This is a genomic window from Escherichia whittamii, assembly GCF_014836715.1.
Taxonomy (GTDB): domain Bacteria; phylum Pseudomonadota; class Gammaproteobacteria; order Enterobacterales; family Enterobacteriaceae; genus Escherichia; species Escherichia whittamii.
This window is the reverse complement of sequence record NZ_JACSQI010000004.1, coordinates 275,101-290,482: the sequence shown is the minus strand read 5'-3', so window position 1 is coordinate 290,482 and position 15,382 is coordinate 275,101. Positions and strand designations below refer to the sequence as shown.

The following is a 15,382-nucleotide window of genomic DNA, read 5'->3' as shown; positions in this document are numbered from 1 at the left end:
GGATTCCTGTCCTGGGTTTAGTGCTGTTCGACCAGCTCATCCAGCTTTTTCTGGCTCGTTTGCAGCGTGGTAGCGAGATCGGCTTTGCCCACGGTGACGTTATGCACCATTGAACTGACTACGCCAGACCCCGTCACATCGCCCATGCGGGTAAAGTTTTTATCCCCTACTGCGCCAAAGACCTGAATATTCGGCAGTTCGCTGATTAATTGATTCGGCAATTCTCCCAGCGCCTTGATAACGTCGTGGTCTTTCCACGTGGCGGTAGTCACAACCGCTTTGTTCACCGGTAGCGCCGCACCTGGCGACATCATTACCCAGTCGGCAATGTTGTCCGCCTGCTCCATAAAGGTGACGAATTTTTCTGCTGCTTCCGTCTCTTCGGTCTTTTGCCCAGCGGTAATGGTCAGCGAGGTCAACATGCCGTAGACCGCAGAGTTTTTCTCGGTTGGTACAACGAAACCAACATTTTTCGGGTCGCCTTCTTTAATTACAGCCGGAAGGATATAGGTGGAGTAAATCGCCATCGGCGCAGTGCCGTTCATAAAGGCATCTTTCACTTCCATAATGTCGTTGGACCCCGGCATGGTGTTGGCGGCGAGATCGCGGTAATAGGTCAGTGACTGCATCATCTCTGGCGTATCAAGGGTAATTTTGCCTTCGGCATTAAAAACGTTGGCCTGATTGGATAACGCAAACTGGGAGAAAGATTGTTCTGTCAGCACGCTTTCTGCTGTAGGTAGTGCAATGCCGTATTTTTTATTCGCCGGGTCATTCAGTTTCTGTGCGACGTCCAGCAACTGTTGCCAGTTTTTCGGCTCTTCCAGCCCCGCCTTAGCCAGCACATCTTTGCGATACCAGATACCGCCTATCCATGCGCTGACTGGAACACCGGTCCATGCGCTGCCATCTTCGGTGCGCACAATCCGCAGAACACCGTCATAGAACGCGCCTTCACCGACATTACTGATGACCGTAGCAACCGCTTTGCGATCGATAAGTTGTTCTTTATCCATGACTTTGGCGTAGTCATGGCTGGTTTCGATCACTTCCGGCAGCGAGCCGCTACGTGAAAGGGTAATCACTTTGGTGTTATAGGCATCTTCTTCCACCGGCACCTGTTTAACTGTGATGCCTGGGTTTTCTTTTTCAAAACGGGCAATCAATTTACTGATAACGGCCTGGCGCTCCTGCTCCACCGAAGAATGCATAAATTCGATGGAGACATGATTTTTATTTTCTTCTTTACAACCTGAAATCAGGGCGCAGGAAACCAGTGCTGATAACAGCACGATTTTTGATTTAATCATGAGATGTTCCTTTTTATTTAATCCACATAACCTGCCAGGGACGCAGCGTTATTTCATTACCCAAAATATCGACTTCACTAATCAGATCCCGACCGTGCAGGTTAATAACATTTATATGCTGAATATTTTCACTGACATTAAATAATCCCGTCAGACAATCACCATCTGCATTGCTTCTTTGAATTCGCATTACAAATGAATTAACCGTATCGATGGAAAAATTATTATCCGGATGAAACTCTTTATTGCTGCGACGAAGCGTAATTAAATGCGATAACTCATGATATACTGAGTGCCTTAATGTCGCATTATTGTTCAGTTCTGCCGCAATCTCTTCACTGGTGTATTTTTTACGATTAATCGCACGGTTATACCCCAGTTTTTCGACACCTGCATAATCATTACGTGAACCCAGAATACTTTGAATATATATCGCTGGTACGCCGGGGAAACTTAATAAAATCGCATGAGCAAGAATAAACCTGGCGCACCGTTCTTCGTCGCTACACTCGCGGCGACTTAACGCATCCATATAGGTGACATTCATTTCATAGGGGCTGCGTGTACCGTCGGGATTGTTTTTCCAGTTTACTAACGCACCTTCCTGCTGTAAGGCTTCTACCAGTTGCACTATTTCGCTCTCTGGCAACAAGCCACGCAGTGGATTAAGCCCGATACCATCGTGTGACGCAAGGAAGTTAAACCAGGTGGTGTTACTGGAAGGCAACGTCAAGTTTTGCGCCCACGCACATAGCGCTTCAACATTCTGTTTTTGCACCGCATGCAGCACCAGCGGCGGCAGCGAGAACTGATACACCATATGCGCTTCGTCATCGCCGTTGCCAAAGTAAGCAATGTTGTCTTTGTGCGGAACATTTGTCTCGGTAATGATCACAGTACCCGGCGCAACGTCATCAATAATTGCCCGTAACAGTTTGATTATCTGATGCGTTTTTTCCAGATGGATGCAGCTTGTTCCCGGCTCTTTCCACATAAAGCCAACGGCATCCAGTCGGACATATTCCGCGCCCTTTTCAAGGTAGCAAAGCAAAACATCCACCATCGCCAGCAACACGTCGGGGCTACGGTAATTGAGGTCAATTTGATCGTCGCTAAAGGTGGTCCATAAATGGCGTGTTGAATTATCGCTCATCTGAAATGGCGTTAATAACGGTAACGCACGTGGGCGAGTCACTGCACTGAGATCGGTTTGCGGGTCAACGGCAATAAAGAAATCTTCAAAACCCGGTTGCTGTTGTAAATAGTTTTTAAACCATTCACTTTTTGCCGACATATGGTTACAGACAAAATCAAACATTAAATGGCTGCATTCGCCGAGCTGCTGAATATCCTGCCACTCCCCTGCTTCACTGGCGACCTGATGATAATCAATCACCGAAAATCCATCATCAGATGACCATGGATAAAATGGTAATAAATGAACATGAGAAAAAATGCCTTGTAGCCATTCATGGTAAAACTGATTAAATGTTGGCAGTGGTTTTAAACCATTACTGTGAAATTGATCGGCATAGGTAATTAACACAACATCACTTTCATCCCAGTGTTTTTTACATCGCTGTGTAATTAATCGTTGCGCACTATCAAGACGTGTTACAAGTTTCTGTAAATGCGTTGCGGTAAATGTTCCACCGTAAATTTCGCCCAGGTAATCCGTAATTTTCTGCTTCATGTTGCCTTTCCGTGGTAGCGGTCCCATGAAACAAAAGACTACTCCGCAGAAAATAAACTGTCAATTGAGCACATGGGTTTTAATCACGCATGAAATCAATTTTTCTCAAGGAAAAAGCGTATTTGTGAGCTGACGCAAATAATCAATGGGGATGTAAATAAGGTGTGACAGAAAAAGAAAACGGCGCCTAAGCGCCGCCTGTTGTGAATTCTTTTAACCTTTGATTTTCGGCATTTCGATGTCTTTCAGGCCACCGACGTTCTCAACGTGGGTATATCCCATCTCGTTGAGGATCTCTTTTGCTTGCCCTGACTGACGTCCGGCGTTGCAATATACTTTCACGGTGTCGTTTTTATCCGGAACTGCGGTAGCTATGCGCTCTTTCACTTCCTTCAGAGGAATATTGATGGCTCCCTGAACGTGCTCTTGCTGATACTGTTCTGGAACACGAACATCTATCCAGTGTTCAGCGGCAAACACGGGCAGTGAAAACACCAGTGTCAGAGCAAGTAACCCTTTTTTAAACATGTGAGCGTCCTTCTATGGATGAAAATTGCCATCCATTATACGCCTGAGATTTAACAATTTTTGCGAAACTCCCCTCACCTTTTATAACGCTGTGCCAGTTTATTTGCAGCCCGACTTAATAGCGGTTCCAGCGCCACAGCCAGCAACATTTTCAGCGGTCGGCGAGCAACAGATTTTATCGCCCAGCCAGCCACGCCCGCCGGGCCATAGCGCAGTGCGGTAAGAAGTACCAGCTTGCCTGCTAATTTGAAACCAGGCTTCATCTTTTGCCCGGCATGTTGCCAGCGAGTATTCATAACTTTCCTCACAGTTGACGGAAACGACTACGTAGCGTGAAGGTGTCGGAAGTGACATAACGTTCCATCTCGCGTAAACGCGTTTCACTGGCCGCCAGTTCACGATCGACGTCATCCAACAATTCGCTGCTGGAAGGCAGTTGTTCACCAAATGCCATGTTGTCAGGCATTGGATCAAGCGCAAATGACAAAATGATGTAAGCAACCAGGGTAAACAGCGCCAGACCGAAGAAAATCGACAGCACCACCAGGATACGGACCAGTTTTACCGGTACATCAAAATAGTTAGCAATCCCGGCACAGACCCCGCGCACCATGCCCTGTTGTGGAATGCGCCATAATTTTTTATTGAGATTAATACCCGCCATTAGCGATCCCTCCAGTTCGGATGTTCAGCATCAAGAATGGATTCCAGCGCCTGAATACGCTCGCGCATCCGTTTTGCTTCATCAGCCAGTTGCGCTAATCGCTGTTGTTCGCTTTGTGAAAGCTCTCCACGACTGGAACGGTTGCTGTAATGCAGCCATAACCAAATCGGTAAAACAAACAGCACAAAGATGGTTAACGGAATAGCCAGAAATAGCGCGCTCATAAGTACTCCTTAAGGGATGAGCGGCGGCGCGTTCGGACGCCGCCTGGGTGTTATTATTGATTGTCTTGCTTCATTTTGGCTTTTAATTGTGCCAGTTGCTCGCTGATTGCATCATCGGCTTTCAGCTCGGCAAACTGATCGTCCAGCGATTTTTGTTTGCCGAAACTGTGGCTTTCCGCTTCTGCTTCCATCTGATCGATACGGCGCTCAAAAGATTCGAAACGGGCCATCGCTTCATCCAGTTTGCCACTGTCCAACTGGCGACGCACATCGCGTGACGAGTTTGCAGCCTGATGACGCAACATCAATGCCTGCTGGCGAGCACGAGTTTCGCTCAATTTGTTTTCCAGCTCACCAATCTCTTTCTTCATACGCACCAGCGTATCGTCCACCAGCGTCACTTCATGTTCCAGGGACTTAATCAGATCGGTCAGCTTCTGTTTTTCAATTAACGCGGCACGCGCCAGATCTTCTCTCTCTTTCAGCAGTGCCAGTTCGGCTTTTTCCTGCCACTCAACTTCACGCGCCGACGCTTGTTCAATACGGCGAGTCAGCTGTTTCTTTTCAGCCAGCGCACGTGCCGAAGTAGAACGCACTTCAACCAGCGTGTCTTCCATTTCCTGGATCATCAGACGCACCAGTTTCTGCGGATCTTCCGCTTTCTCTAACAGAGCGTTGATGTTGGCATTCACGATGTCGGCAAAGCGAGAAAAAATACCCATAATGTTGTCCTCTTGATTTCTTCGTTCAGGATTGTCCTGCTGAACTGTTAATACAATTTGCGTGCCAATTTTTTATCTTTTTGATTTATATAGATCTGATTGAAGATTCAACAGCAACATGCCAGGATGAATTAGCGAATTACACTAACAAGTGGCGAATTTCATCATGGCAGAATACAAAGATAACTTACTCGGTGAAGCGAATAGTTTTCTCGAAGTGCTGGAGCAGGTGTCGCATCTCGCACCTCTGGACAAACCAGTGCTTATCATTGGCGAGCGCGGCACGGGTAAAGAACTGATTGCCAGCCGTTTGCATTATCTCTCCTCCCGTTGGCAGGGGCCGTTTATTTCCCTTAACTGCGCGGCGTTAAATGAAAATCTGCTGGATTCTGAATTGTTCGGTCACGAAGCGGGCGCGTTTACTGGCGCGCAAAAACGTCATCCCGGACGATTTGAACGTGCCGATGGCGGTACGCTGTTTCTTGATGAACTCGCTACGGCACCGATGATGGTGCAGGAAAAGTTATTGCGCGTGATTGAGTATGGCGAACTGGAGCGCGTCGGCGGCAGCCAGCCATTGCAGGTCAATGTGCGGCTGGTATGTGCGACAAATGCCGATCTTCCGGCGATGGTCAATGAAGGTACATTTCGCGCGGACCTGCTGGACCGCCTGGCTTTCGATGTAGTGCAACTGCCGCCACTGCGCGAACGCGAAAGCGACATTATGTTGATGGCAGAACACTTTGCCATCCAGATGTGTCAGGAAATCAAATTGCCTTTGTTCCCGGGTTTTACCGAGCGCGCCAGAGAAACGTTGCTGAACTATCGCTGGCCGGGAAATATTCGCGAATTGAAAAACGTGGTGGAACGTTCGGTGTATCGCCATGGCACCAGCGATTATCCGCTTGATGAGATCATTATTGATCCCTTTAAACGGCGCCCGCCTGAAGAAGCCATCGCCGTTTCAGAAACCACCTCGCTTCCGACGCTGCCGCTGGATTTACGTGAGTTTCAGATGCAACAGGAAAAAGAGTTGCTGCAACTCAGTTTGCAACAGGGGAAATATAACCAGAAGCGCGCAGCTGAATTGCTGGGGTTAACCTATCATCAGTTCCGCGCGTTATTGAAAAAGCACCAGATTTAGCATTTGGGCAATGCAACTTGCCGGATGCGGCGTGAACGCCTTGTCCGGCCTACAAAATCAATACGTCGTTTGTAGGCCTGATAAGCGCAGCGCATCAGGCATTATTGCGTTGGCATTAATCTCTCAGCGCATCCTGCAAAATTTTCATTGCCGCATCAAACTGCGCATCAGGGATGGTCAGCGGATACAGGAAACGAATCACGTTGCCGTACGCGCCGCAGGTCAGCAGTAACAATCCCTGCGCCAGCGCGCGTTGTTGAATTTTCTGCGCAATGGCGGCTGACGGCTCGCCCGTTTGCGGGTCGTTAAACTCTGCCGCAATCATCGACCCCAGACCGCGTACCGCAGCAATAGCCGGAACGCTTTCTTTGGCATCAATCAGCGTTTGCGTCAGGCGCTGGCCCAGTTGATTCGCGCGTTCGCAAAGTGATTCTTTGTCGATAATGTTGAGCACCGCGTGCGCGGCAGCGACCGCCAGCGGGTTTCCGGCGTAGGTACCGCCAAGCCCGCCCGGTGCGGGCGCGTCCATAATATTCGCGTTACCCACCACGCCCGAAAGCGGCATCCCGCCCGCGAGGCTTTTCGCCATCGTCATTAAATCCGGCTTATCGGCGTAGTGATCCATGGCAAACAGCTTACCGGTACGCGCAAAACCGCTTTGCACTTCATCGGCAATCATCACAATGCCATGCTCATCGCACAGGCGGCGAATGGCAGAAACCAGCTCTTTTGGCGCCACGTTAAAACCGCCCTCGCCCTGTACCGGTTCGAAAATAATGGCTGCGACCTGCTTCGCTTCAATGTCCGATTTAAACAAGCGTTCGATGGCGTCGAGGGAATCTTGCGTCGACACGCCATGCAAGTCTGATGGATACGGCACGTGATACACCGAACCGGGGAACGGGCCGAAGCCGATTTTGTACGGCGCGACCTTTCCAGTTAACGCCATAGTCATGTACGTGCGACCGTGGAAGCCGCCGCTAAACGCAATCACGCCGGGGCGTCCGGTATGGGCGCGGGCGATTTTCACCGCGTTCTCAACCGCCTCCGCACCGGTAGTGAAGAACGCGGTTTTAGCCTGCCCGCTCACCGGGGCAAGGGCGTTGATTTTCTCCGCCAGGGTGACGTAGCTTTCATACGGTACAATCTGATATGCCGTGTGGGTAAACTGTTGCAGTTGCTGCTCCACCGCCGCGACCAGTTCAGGATGGCGATGCCCGGTATTCAGCACAGCAATGCCTGCGGCGAAATCGATGTATTCGTTGCCTTCAACATCCTTCAGCGTGGCGTTTTCTGCCGACTGGGCGAAGAAGTTACACATCACGCCAACCCCGCGTGGGGTGGCAGAAAGACGACGCTGATGGAATTCATTGTTGCTCATTTTTCACACCTTTTAGCTCTTCACTGTTAATCGGAAATTACACGCCCAGACGATCGCGCAGGCTGTAATAAGCCGCGCCCATCGCGGTAAACGGCACGCGAAGCGTGCGCCCGCCGGGGAACGGATAATGCGGCAGATTGGCGAAGGCGTCGAAACGCTCGGCGTCGCCGCGCAGCAGTTCAGCAATCAGACGCCCGGCGAGATGGGTACAGGTGACGCCGTGGCCGCTGTAGCCCTGCATGTAATAGATGTTGGTATCAAGGCGACCAAACTGAGGCATACGCGAAAGCGTTAGCAGGAAGTTGCCCGTCCAGCGATAGTCGATTTTGACGCCCTTCAGCTGCGGGAAGGTTTTCAGCAGTTTTGGCACCACAAGGCGCTCAACGTCATCCGGGTCACGTGCGCCATACACCACGCCACCGCCGTACAGCAGGCGGTTGTCAGCTGTCAGACGGTAGTAATCAAGCAGATAGTTACAGTCTTCAACACAGTAGTTTTTCGGGATCAGCGAACGGGCTAACTCATCGGAAAGCCGCTCGGTGGTGATCACCTGCGTGCCGCACGGCATACTGCGTTTCGCCAGTTCCGGCTCCACTTTATCACCCAGGTACGCATTTCCGGCGACAATCACATACTTCGCCGTCACCTGACCTTTGGCTGTGCGCACAACGGCTGGCGTGGTGTGCTGGATCTGCGTCACCGCAGAAAGTTCATACACGCGCCCGCCATTCAGGCGGATGGCGTCCGCTTCGCCAATGGCGAGGTTCAGCGGGTGAATATGCCCGCCGCTGTGATCCAGCAGCGCGCCACTGTAGCGATCGCTCGCCACTTCGCGGCGAATGGCGTTGGCGTCCAGCATCTCAAGCTGTTTATTGCCGTAGCGCTCCCAGTTCTCTTTCTGCTCTTCGAGCGTGGCGAGCTGTTTATCATTCATCGCCACAAACAGGCCGCCGGGGCGGTAGTCGCAGTTAATCTGATAACGTTTGATGCGTTCGCGGATGATCTCTCCGCCTTCGAACATCATGCTGCCGAGCATACGGGCGGTGTCCATGCCGTAGCTTTTTTCGATAACGTCGATGTCGCGGCTGTAGGAGTTCACAAGCTGACCGCCATTGCGCCCGCTGGCCCCGAAGCCAATGCGTGAGGCTTCGAGAACCACCACATCAAAGCCCGCTTCCGCCAGATGCAGCGCGGAGGAGAGCCCGGTATAGCCGCCGCCAACCACGCAAACGTCACAGGTGATTGACTCATTTAGCGTGTCGAAAGGGGCATATTTATTCGCACTGGCGGCGTAATAACTGCTGGTATGTTCGGTCATTTCAGGCCTCCAGGCTTATCCAGATGGTTTTCAGTTCGGTGAATTTTTCAAGAGCATGCAGGGATTTGTCGCGACCGTTGCCGCTCTGCTTATAGCCGCCAAACGGCACGGTCATATCGCCGTCGTTGTAGTTATTGACGAAGACGGAACCGGCTTTCAGGCGGCGGCTCATACGGTGCGCACGGGAGAGATCGCGCGTCCACACCGCCGCGCCCAGGCCGTACTGGCTGTCGTTGGCAAGCAGTAGCGCCTGGTCTTCTGATGTGAAACGGGTGACTACCAGTACCGGGCCGAAAATCTCTTCGCGGCTTAAGGACGCATTCGGGTCCACATCCACAAAGATGGTCGGGCCGATGGCCGCAGCCAGTTCGGCATTACGACCATCCAGAAGCAGTTGCCCTTTACCTTCGCCTTCACGAATAAAGCTATGGACCGAGTCGGCGTGAGCGCAGTCGATTAAGGTGCCCATGGTGGTTGCGGGATCAAGCGGATGGCCCGGCTGCCAGTTTTGTGCCTGCTGTTTTAACAGGGCTAAGAATTCATCGGCGATACTCTCTTCCAGCAACAAACGCGTTCCGGCGATGCACACCTGGCCCTGGTTGTAGAAGATGCCTGCGGCGGTCGCACTCGCCGCTTTTTGCAGATCCGGGCAGTCGGCGAAAACGATGTTGGCGCTTTTGCCGCCCGCTTCCAGCCAGACGCGTTTCATGTTGCTGTCGCCAGCATCTTTCAGCAGTTGTTTGCCGGTACGCGTGGACCCCGTAAAGGCGATGGCATCGATATCATCATGGCGCGAAAGCGCCTGCCCCGCCTCATGACCAAAACCAGTCACCACGTTCAGTACGCCATCCGGCAGACCCGCTTCTTTCGCCAGCCCGGCGAGACGAATCGCACTGAGCGGTGATTTTTCAGACGGTTTCAGGATAACGCTGTTACCCGCCGCCAGCGCCGGGCCAAGTTTCCAGCAGGTCAGCAACAGCGGGAAGTTCCACGGCACAATGGCGGCAATCACGCCGACCGGTTCGCGCACGATCATCGCCAGTTCATGGCGACTGGTGGCGGCGACTTCACCGTACACTTTGTCGATGGCTTCGGCGTACCAGCGAATGGCGCGCGCCGCGCCGGGAATATCATCACGCAGGCTGTGGCGTATCGGTTTGCCCGTGTCGAGGGTTTCCAGCAGCGCCAGTTCTTCGGCGTTAGCTTCCATTAAATCGGCGAGTTTATTCAGTACCGCTTTGCGTTTTGCCGGGGCGGCCTGCGACCAGTCGCCGCGTTCAAATACGCCGCGTGCCGCACTCACCGCACGGTCAATATCGGCACTCTTGCCGCGCGCAATATTCGCCAGCGGCGCCTGGGTGACCGGATCACATGTTTCAAAGGTTTCATTTTCCGCCGCAGCGGTATATTCACCGTTAATAAATAAGCGGGTTTCAATGGCGAGACTTAACGCTTTATCCTGCCAGTAAGCCAGATGATGAAAATTCATTATGACTCCTGTTTCACGTCTATCAGATATATGCAGTTTGTGAACGTCAGGGCGCAGAGATCCCCGGGCGATGAGCCCGTTTATTTCCGGCGACATTCTCTGTTGATTGCCGGGCGCATTGCGCGTACCCGGCTTACAGAACAAAAAGATTAAAACGTGGTGGGCGTATGGGCGCTGATTATTCGGCAAATGCCTGCCGAGGTATTACTGAAACTGTGCGGGATGCCGGTATTAATGGCATAACTTTGCCCCGCGACGAGGTGATAATCCTGACCATTAATGGTCAGAACAATTTCACCTTCCAGTACAGTGCCTATTTCCTCACCCTGATGCTTAATTCTTTCCCCAGTGGTTGTGCCCGGCTGGTATGTTTCAAAGATCATCGCCAGCGTGCGATTCGGGTTACCGTTATGCACCAACTTCATCGACACACCCTGACTGCCCATTTCAATTAAGTCGTCCTGATTAATGACGACCTGCGGTTCATCAGGTTTTTCCGGCTCGGAAAAGAATTCCGAGAGTGACAGACCATACACCTTCAGCAGCTTTTGCAGCGTACTAATGGCAGGGCTGACTTTATCCTGCTCTATCGTACTGATAGCACTGTGAGTCAGCCCGGAGAGTTCGGCGGCACGACGTTGTGAAAGCCCCTGCTGCTGGCGGATTTCCGACAAGCGTTTTCCTGGCGCCAGTCCCTCATCACTCATATTTGCATTTCCTTAACTGTAGTGGTCAGAGTCGCTGTTTTTCAGCGATATGGTTCTGACAAGCGGTGATAAAGCCCTCGAACAATATACGCGAAAGCGCGTACTCGCTACTGTTCCATTCCGGGTGCCACTGTACGCCCAGCGCGAAAGGATGATTGATGACGCTCACCGCCTCAACCAGTCCATCCGGCGAGCGAGCTTCAACACGCAACTGCGGGCTAACGACCTTTGCCCCTTGTCCATGCAGAGAGTTTACCCAAAAGTTGCTACATTCAGGTAACAGTGCAGACAGTAATCCCCCCTCTTCAACCTGCACTTCGTGCGACGGCGCATATTGCTGCTCCACTGGCAGTTCGGGATCTTCACGATGTTCCAGCAATTCAGGCTGTTCGCACAGCTTGCGATGCAGCGAACCACCGGTTGCCACCACCAGTTCCTGTAACCCCCGGCAGATGGCGAAAATGGGGATGCGCCTTTCGAGTGCGGCATTAATTAACGCCATGCTCAGAAGATCACGCCCGGGATCGGCGTCAGGCTCATCGCCGTTTTCACCATATAGGTGCGGCTGCACATTGCTGGGACTACCAGGAAGATAAATGCCATCGAGTTTCGGCAGAAGTTCTTCAAGTAATGACGGTTCCGCCAGCGCATGTGGCAGCGCAATCGGCAACCCGCCCGCGTGGATGATGGCATTCAGGTACTTTTCTTGCAGAGTCTGGGTCGTGTGACCCTTAAGCCTGTTCCTGCACATTACGACACCGATAACCGGATTGTTCATTATATTTTCCATGCTCAATCTCACAAAGTGGACTAAATTATCGCCATTACTGCGGTTTAAATGACCTTTCTGTTCAATATTTTTTCAATTTAGCAGTGAGTTTTCTTTTTTGCAAACTCAATTTAACATTTGACAAACATTTAGTTTGCATACAGATTCGAAGAGTGGTCATTATATTTTACGCTTTGATAACGAGCGGAAAACAAAACCAAAGGCGAAGAATCATGGAAACCAATATCGTTGAAGTAGAGAACTTTGTTCAGCAGTCAGAAGAGAGGCGGGGTAGCGCCTTTACGCAGGAAGTAAAACGCTACCTGGAGCGCTACCCGAATACGCAATATGTTGATGTTTTACTTACCGATTTGAATGGTTGTTTCCGTGGGAAACGCATTCCAGTTTCAAGTCTGAAGAAGCTGGAAAAAGGGTGTTACTTCCCGGCCTCGGTATTTGCAATGGATATTCTGGGCAATGTAGTAGAAGAGGCGGGTCTGGGTCAGGAAATGGGTGAGCCGGATCGTACCTGTGTCCCTATTCTTGGTTCCTTAACCCCTTCTGCCGCCGATCCAGAGTTTATCGGTCAGATGCTCCTGACCATGGTCGATGAAGATGGCGCTCCCTTTGACGTTGAGCCGCGGAACGTACTTAACCGCCTGTGGCAGCAGCTACGCCAGCGCGGATTGTTCCCGGTTGTAGCGGTAGAGCTGGAGTTCTATTTACTGGATCGCCAGCGCGACTCTGAAGGGTATCTGCAACCGCCCTGCGCGCCCGGCACCGATGACCGCAACACCCAAAGCCAGGTTTACTCGGTTGATAACCTCAACCACTTCGCCGACGTGCTCAATGATATTGATGAACTGGCACAGTTACAGCTGATTCCCGCTGATGGCGCGGTCGCTGAGGCCTCGCCGGGCCAGTTCGAAATCAACCTTTACCATACCGATAACGTGCTGGATGCCTGCGATGATGCATTAGCCCTTAAACGCCTGGTGCGTCTGATGGCAGAAAAGCATAAGATGCACGCCACTTTTATGGCGAAGCCGTATGAAGAGCACGCGGGTAGCGGGATGCACATCCATATCAGCATGCAAAATAACCGTGGTGAGAACGTTCTTTCTGACGCTGACGGCGAAGATTCGCCGCTGCTGAAAAAGATGCTCGCCGGGATGATTGACCTGATGCCGTCGTCGATGGCGTTGCTGGCACCGAACGTGAACTCGTATCGCCGTTTCCAGCCGGGGATGTATGTGCCGACGCAGGCGTCGTGGGGCCATAACAACCGCACCGTCGCCCTGCGTATTCCGTGCGGCGATCGTCATAATCACCGCGTGGAATACCGCGTGGCGGGTGCCGATGCCAACCCGTATCTGGTGATGGCGGCGATTTTTGCCGGTATTTTGCATGGTCTTGATAACGAGCTGCCGTTGCAGGAAGAAGTCGAAGGCAATGGGCTTGAGCAGGAAGGTTTACCCTTCCCGATTCGTCAGAGCGATGCCCTGGGTGAGTTTATCGAGAACGATCATCTACGCCACTATTTAGGCGAGCGCTTCTGCCATGTGTATCACGCCTGTAAAAATGATGAGCTGTTGCAGTTTGAGCGCCTCATCACAGAAACAGAAATTGAGTGGATGTTGAAAAACGCATAGTACCCCTTGCGGGGTTGTTTCATCGGCCTGAGCGGAGCCAGGCCTGACATTTGCTGGTAATCCAGACATTTCCCGGATGTCGCGTTATGGAACGCAGGCGGCAACGGGCTTCCGTTAACGATTAAGACTGTGACGAGGAAATGAGATGATGCCGATGATTAAATCCCCGCATGGCGAGGGAGGCTGCGTATGCGCCCTCCCTGCGACTGACTGGACTCCGCCCCCTTTGCTTCCCTTGCTAAACAGGTTTGATTTCAGGTCGACACGACCGCAAACCTTATTACGCAGGGGAGGCAGCAATTATGGCTATTAATTCACCGCTGAATATCGCCGCACAACCCGGCAAAACTAAACTGCGTAAGTCGCTGAAGCTGTGGCAGGTGGTGATGATGGGGCTTGCCTATCTTACGCCAATGACCGTGTTCGATACCTTTGGCATTGTCTCCGGCATCAGCGACGGCCACGTTCCAGCGTCCTATTTGCTGGCGCTGGCGGGCGTGCTGTTTACCGCTATCAGCTACGGCAAACTGGTTCGCCAGTTTCCGGAAGCCGGTTCAGCCTATACCTACGCGCAAAAGTCGATTAACCCGCACGTTGGCTTTATGGTCGGCTGGTCATCGCTGCTGGATTATCTCTTTTTGCCAATGATCAACGTACTGTTGGCGAAAATCTATCTCTCCGCCCTCTTCCCGGAAGTGCCGCCGTGGGTGTGGGTAGTGACGTTCGTCGCCATTTTAACCGCCGCGAATCTGAAGAGCGTCAACCTGGTCGCCAACTTCAATACCCTGTTTGTGCTGGTGCAAATCTCCATTATGGTGGTGTTTATCTTCCTGGTGGTTCAGGGCCTGCATAAAGGAGAAGGTGTTGGCACAGTCTGGTCACTTCAGCCGTTTATCAGCGAGAACGCGCATCTGATCCCAATTATTACCGGGGCGACGATCGTCTGCTTCTCGTTCCTCGGCTTTGATGCGGTGACCACGCTTTCGGAAGAGACGCCTAATGCCGCACGCGTCATCCCGAAAGCCATCTTCCTGACGGCGGTGTACGGCGGCGTTATCTTTATCGCTGCGTCGTTCTTTATGCAACTGTTCTTCCCGGATATCAGCCGCTTTAAAGACCCGGATGCCGCGCTGCCGGAGATTGCGCTGTACGTCGGCGGCAAGCTGTTCCAGTCGATTTTCCTCTGCACCACGTTTGTGAACACATTAGCGTCTGGCCTGGCTTCACATGCCAGCGTCTCGCGTCTGCTGTATGTCATGGGGCGTGACAATGTGTTCCCGGAACGCGTGTTTGGCTATGTCCATCCGAAATGGCGCACGCCTGCGTTGAACGTCATTATGGTCGGGATTGTGGCATTGTCGGCGCTGTTCTTCGATTTAGTCACCGCCACGGCGCTGATTAACTTCGGTGCACTGGTGGCGTTTACCTTCGTTAATCTGTCGGTGTTTAATCACTTCTGGCGTCGCAAAGGAATGAATAAAAGCTGGAAGGAACACTTCCACTATTTGCTGATGCCGCTGGTTGGCGCGCTGACGGTGGGCGTGCTGTGGGTTAACCTCGAAGCTACCTCGCTGACGTTAGGCCTGGTGTGGGCCTCGCTGGGCGGGGCGTATCTGTGGTATCTGGTACGACGTTATCGCAAAGTGCCGCTGTACGAGGGTGACAGAATGCCGGTTAGCGAGACGTAATTGTTGGATGCTCGGCGCATTACCCTCAGGCAGGGTAATGCGCCGCCCTATTATCTATAAAAAGATGTATGACCCGGATCACGAGTGCTATCA

Annotated in this window: 16 protein-coding genes; 4 read left to right on the top strand and 12 right to left on the bottom strand. The window is 52.0% G+C overall.

Going from position 1 to position 15,382, the window contains the following annotated elements; translation table 11 throughout:
• Positions 1–17: 17 nt before the first annotated feature.
• The 7 genes from H9644_RS09205 to pspA form a co-directional block, all read right to left on the bottom strand.
• Entirely contained in the window at positions 18–1,310 is a 1,293-nt protein-coding gene (locus H9644_RS09205) for an ABC transporter substrate-binding protein (protein ID WP_191774260.1), read from the bottom strand.
• A 13-nt stretch (positions 1,311–1,323) separates the two neighbouring features.
• Complete coding sequence (locus tag H9644_RS09200) at positions 1,324–3,003, bottom strand: sugar phosphorylase (protein WP_191774258.1); 1,680 nt, start codon at positions 3,001–3,003, stop codon at positions 1,324–1,326.
• A 213-nt stretch (positions 3,004–3,216) separates the two neighbouring features.
• Positions 3,217–3,531, bottom strand: coding sequence for a thiosulfate sulfurtransferase PspE (pspE, locus tag H9644_RS09195; RefSeq protein WP_105289310.1), 315 nt, complete (start codon positions 3,529–3,531; stop codon positions 3,217–3,219).
• 74 nt (positions 3,532–3,605) lie between these two features.
• A complete protein-coding gene (gene pspD, locus H9644_RS09190; protein WP_064527286.1) occupies positions 3,606–3,827 on the bottom strand; it encodes a phage shock protein PspD in 222 nt (73 codons plus the stop codon).
• 8 nt (positions 3,828–3,835) lie between these two features.
• Complete coding sequence (gene pspC / locus H9644_RS09185) at positions 3,836–4,195, bottom strand: envelope stress response membrane protein PspC (RefSeq protein WP_000907386.1); 360 nt, start codon at positions 4,193–4,195, stop codon at positions 3,836–3,838.
• Positions 4,195–4,419 carry an envelope stress response membrane protein PspB gene (pspB, locus tag H9644_RS09180; RefSeq protein ID WP_001274965.1) on the bottom strand — a complete coding sequence of 75 codons (225 nt, stop codon included), beginning with the start codon at positions 4,417–4,419 and terminating at the stop codon, positions 4,195–4,197. The genes pspC and pspB overlap by 1 nt, the downstream gene beginning before the upstream one ends.
• A 53-nt stretch (positions 4,420–4,472) precedes the next feature.
• The gene (gene pspA / locus H9644_RS09175; RefSeq protein ID WP_000511033.1) at positions 4,473–5,141 is read right to left on the bottom strand and encodes a phage shock protein PspA; all 669 of its coding nucleotides are present in this window, start codon (positions 5,139–5,141) and stop codon (positions 4,473–4,475) included.
• Between the two features lie 166 nt (positions 5,142–5,307).
• Between pspA and pspF the strand changes: the two genes are divergently transcribed.
• Positions 5,308–6,285: a phage shock protein operon transcriptional activator gene (gene pspF / locus H9644_RS09170; protein ID WP_064527518.1), complete on the top strand. Its 978-nt coding sequence runs from the start codon at positions 5,308–5,310 to the stop codon at positions 6,283–6,285.
• A gap of 115 nt (positions 6,286–6,400) precedes the next feature.
• Here the strand turns inward: pspF and puuE are convergent, their stop codons facing one another.
• The 5 genes from puuE to puuD form a co-directional block, all read right to left on the bottom strand.
• Positions 6,401–7,666 carry a 4-aminobutyrate transaminase gene (puuE, locus tag H9644_RS09165; protein WP_191774255.1) on the bottom strand — a complete coding sequence of 422 codons (1,266 nt, stop codon included), beginning with the start codon at positions 7,664–7,666 and terminating at the stop codon, positions 6,401–6,403.
• A 37-nt stretch (positions 7,667–7,703) separates the two neighbouring features.
• Positions 7,704–8,984: a gamma-glutamylputrescine oxidase gene (puuB, locus tag H9644_RS09160; protein ID WP_191774253.1), complete on the bottom strand. Its 1,281-nt coding sequence runs from the start codon at positions 8,982–8,984 to the stop codon at positions 7,704–7,706.
• Between the two features lies 1 nt (position 8,985).
• Complete coding sequence (gene puuC, locus H9644_RS09155) at positions 8,986–10,473, bottom strand: aldehyde dehydrogenase PuuC (protein WP_191774251.1); 1,488 nt, start codon at positions 10,471–10,473, stop codon at positions 8,986–8,988.
• A 149-nt stretch (positions 10,474–10,622) separates the two neighbouring features.
• Positions 10,623–11,180: an HTH-type transcriptional regulator PuuR gene (gene puuR, locus H9644_RS09150; protein WP_001278727.1), complete on the bottom strand. Its 558-nt coding sequence runs from the start codon at positions 11,178–11,180 to the stop codon at positions 10,623–10,625.
• 25 nt (positions 11,181–11,205) lie between these two features.
• Positions 11,206–11,970, bottom strand: a complete 765-nt coding sequence (puuD, locus tag H9644_RS09145; protein WP_064527272.1) for a gamma-glutamyl-gamma-aminobutyrate hydrolase — start codon at positions 11,968–11,970, stop codon at positions 11,206–11,208.
• Positions 11,971–12,182: 212 nt separating this feature from the next.
• Between puuD and puuA the strand changes: the two genes are divergently transcribed.
• The 3 genes from puuA (at position 12,183) to puuP (ending at position 15,289) form a co-directional block, all read left to right on the top strand.
• Complete coding sequence (gene puuA / locus H9644_RS09140) at positions 12,183–13,601, top strand: glutamate-putrescine ligase (protein ID WP_191774249.1); 1,419 nt, start codon at positions 12,183–12,185, stop codon at positions 13,599–13,601.
• 148 nt (positions 13,602–13,749) lie between these two features.
• Positions 13,750–13,914: a YmjE family protein gene (locus H9644_RS09135; protein ID WP_122992123.1), complete on the top strand. Its 165-nt coding sequence runs from the start codon at positions 13,750–13,752 to the stop codon at positions 13,912–13,914.
• Positions 13,904–15,289: a putrescine/proton symporter PuuP gene (puuP, locus tag H9644_RS09130; protein ID WP_191774247.1), complete on the top strand. Its 1,386-nt coding sequence runs from the start codon at positions 13,904–13,906 to the stop codon at positions 15,287–15,289. The genes H9644_RS09135 and puuP overlap by 11 nt, the downstream gene beginning before the upstream one ends.
• Positions 15,290–15,382 lie beyond the last annotated feature (93 nt).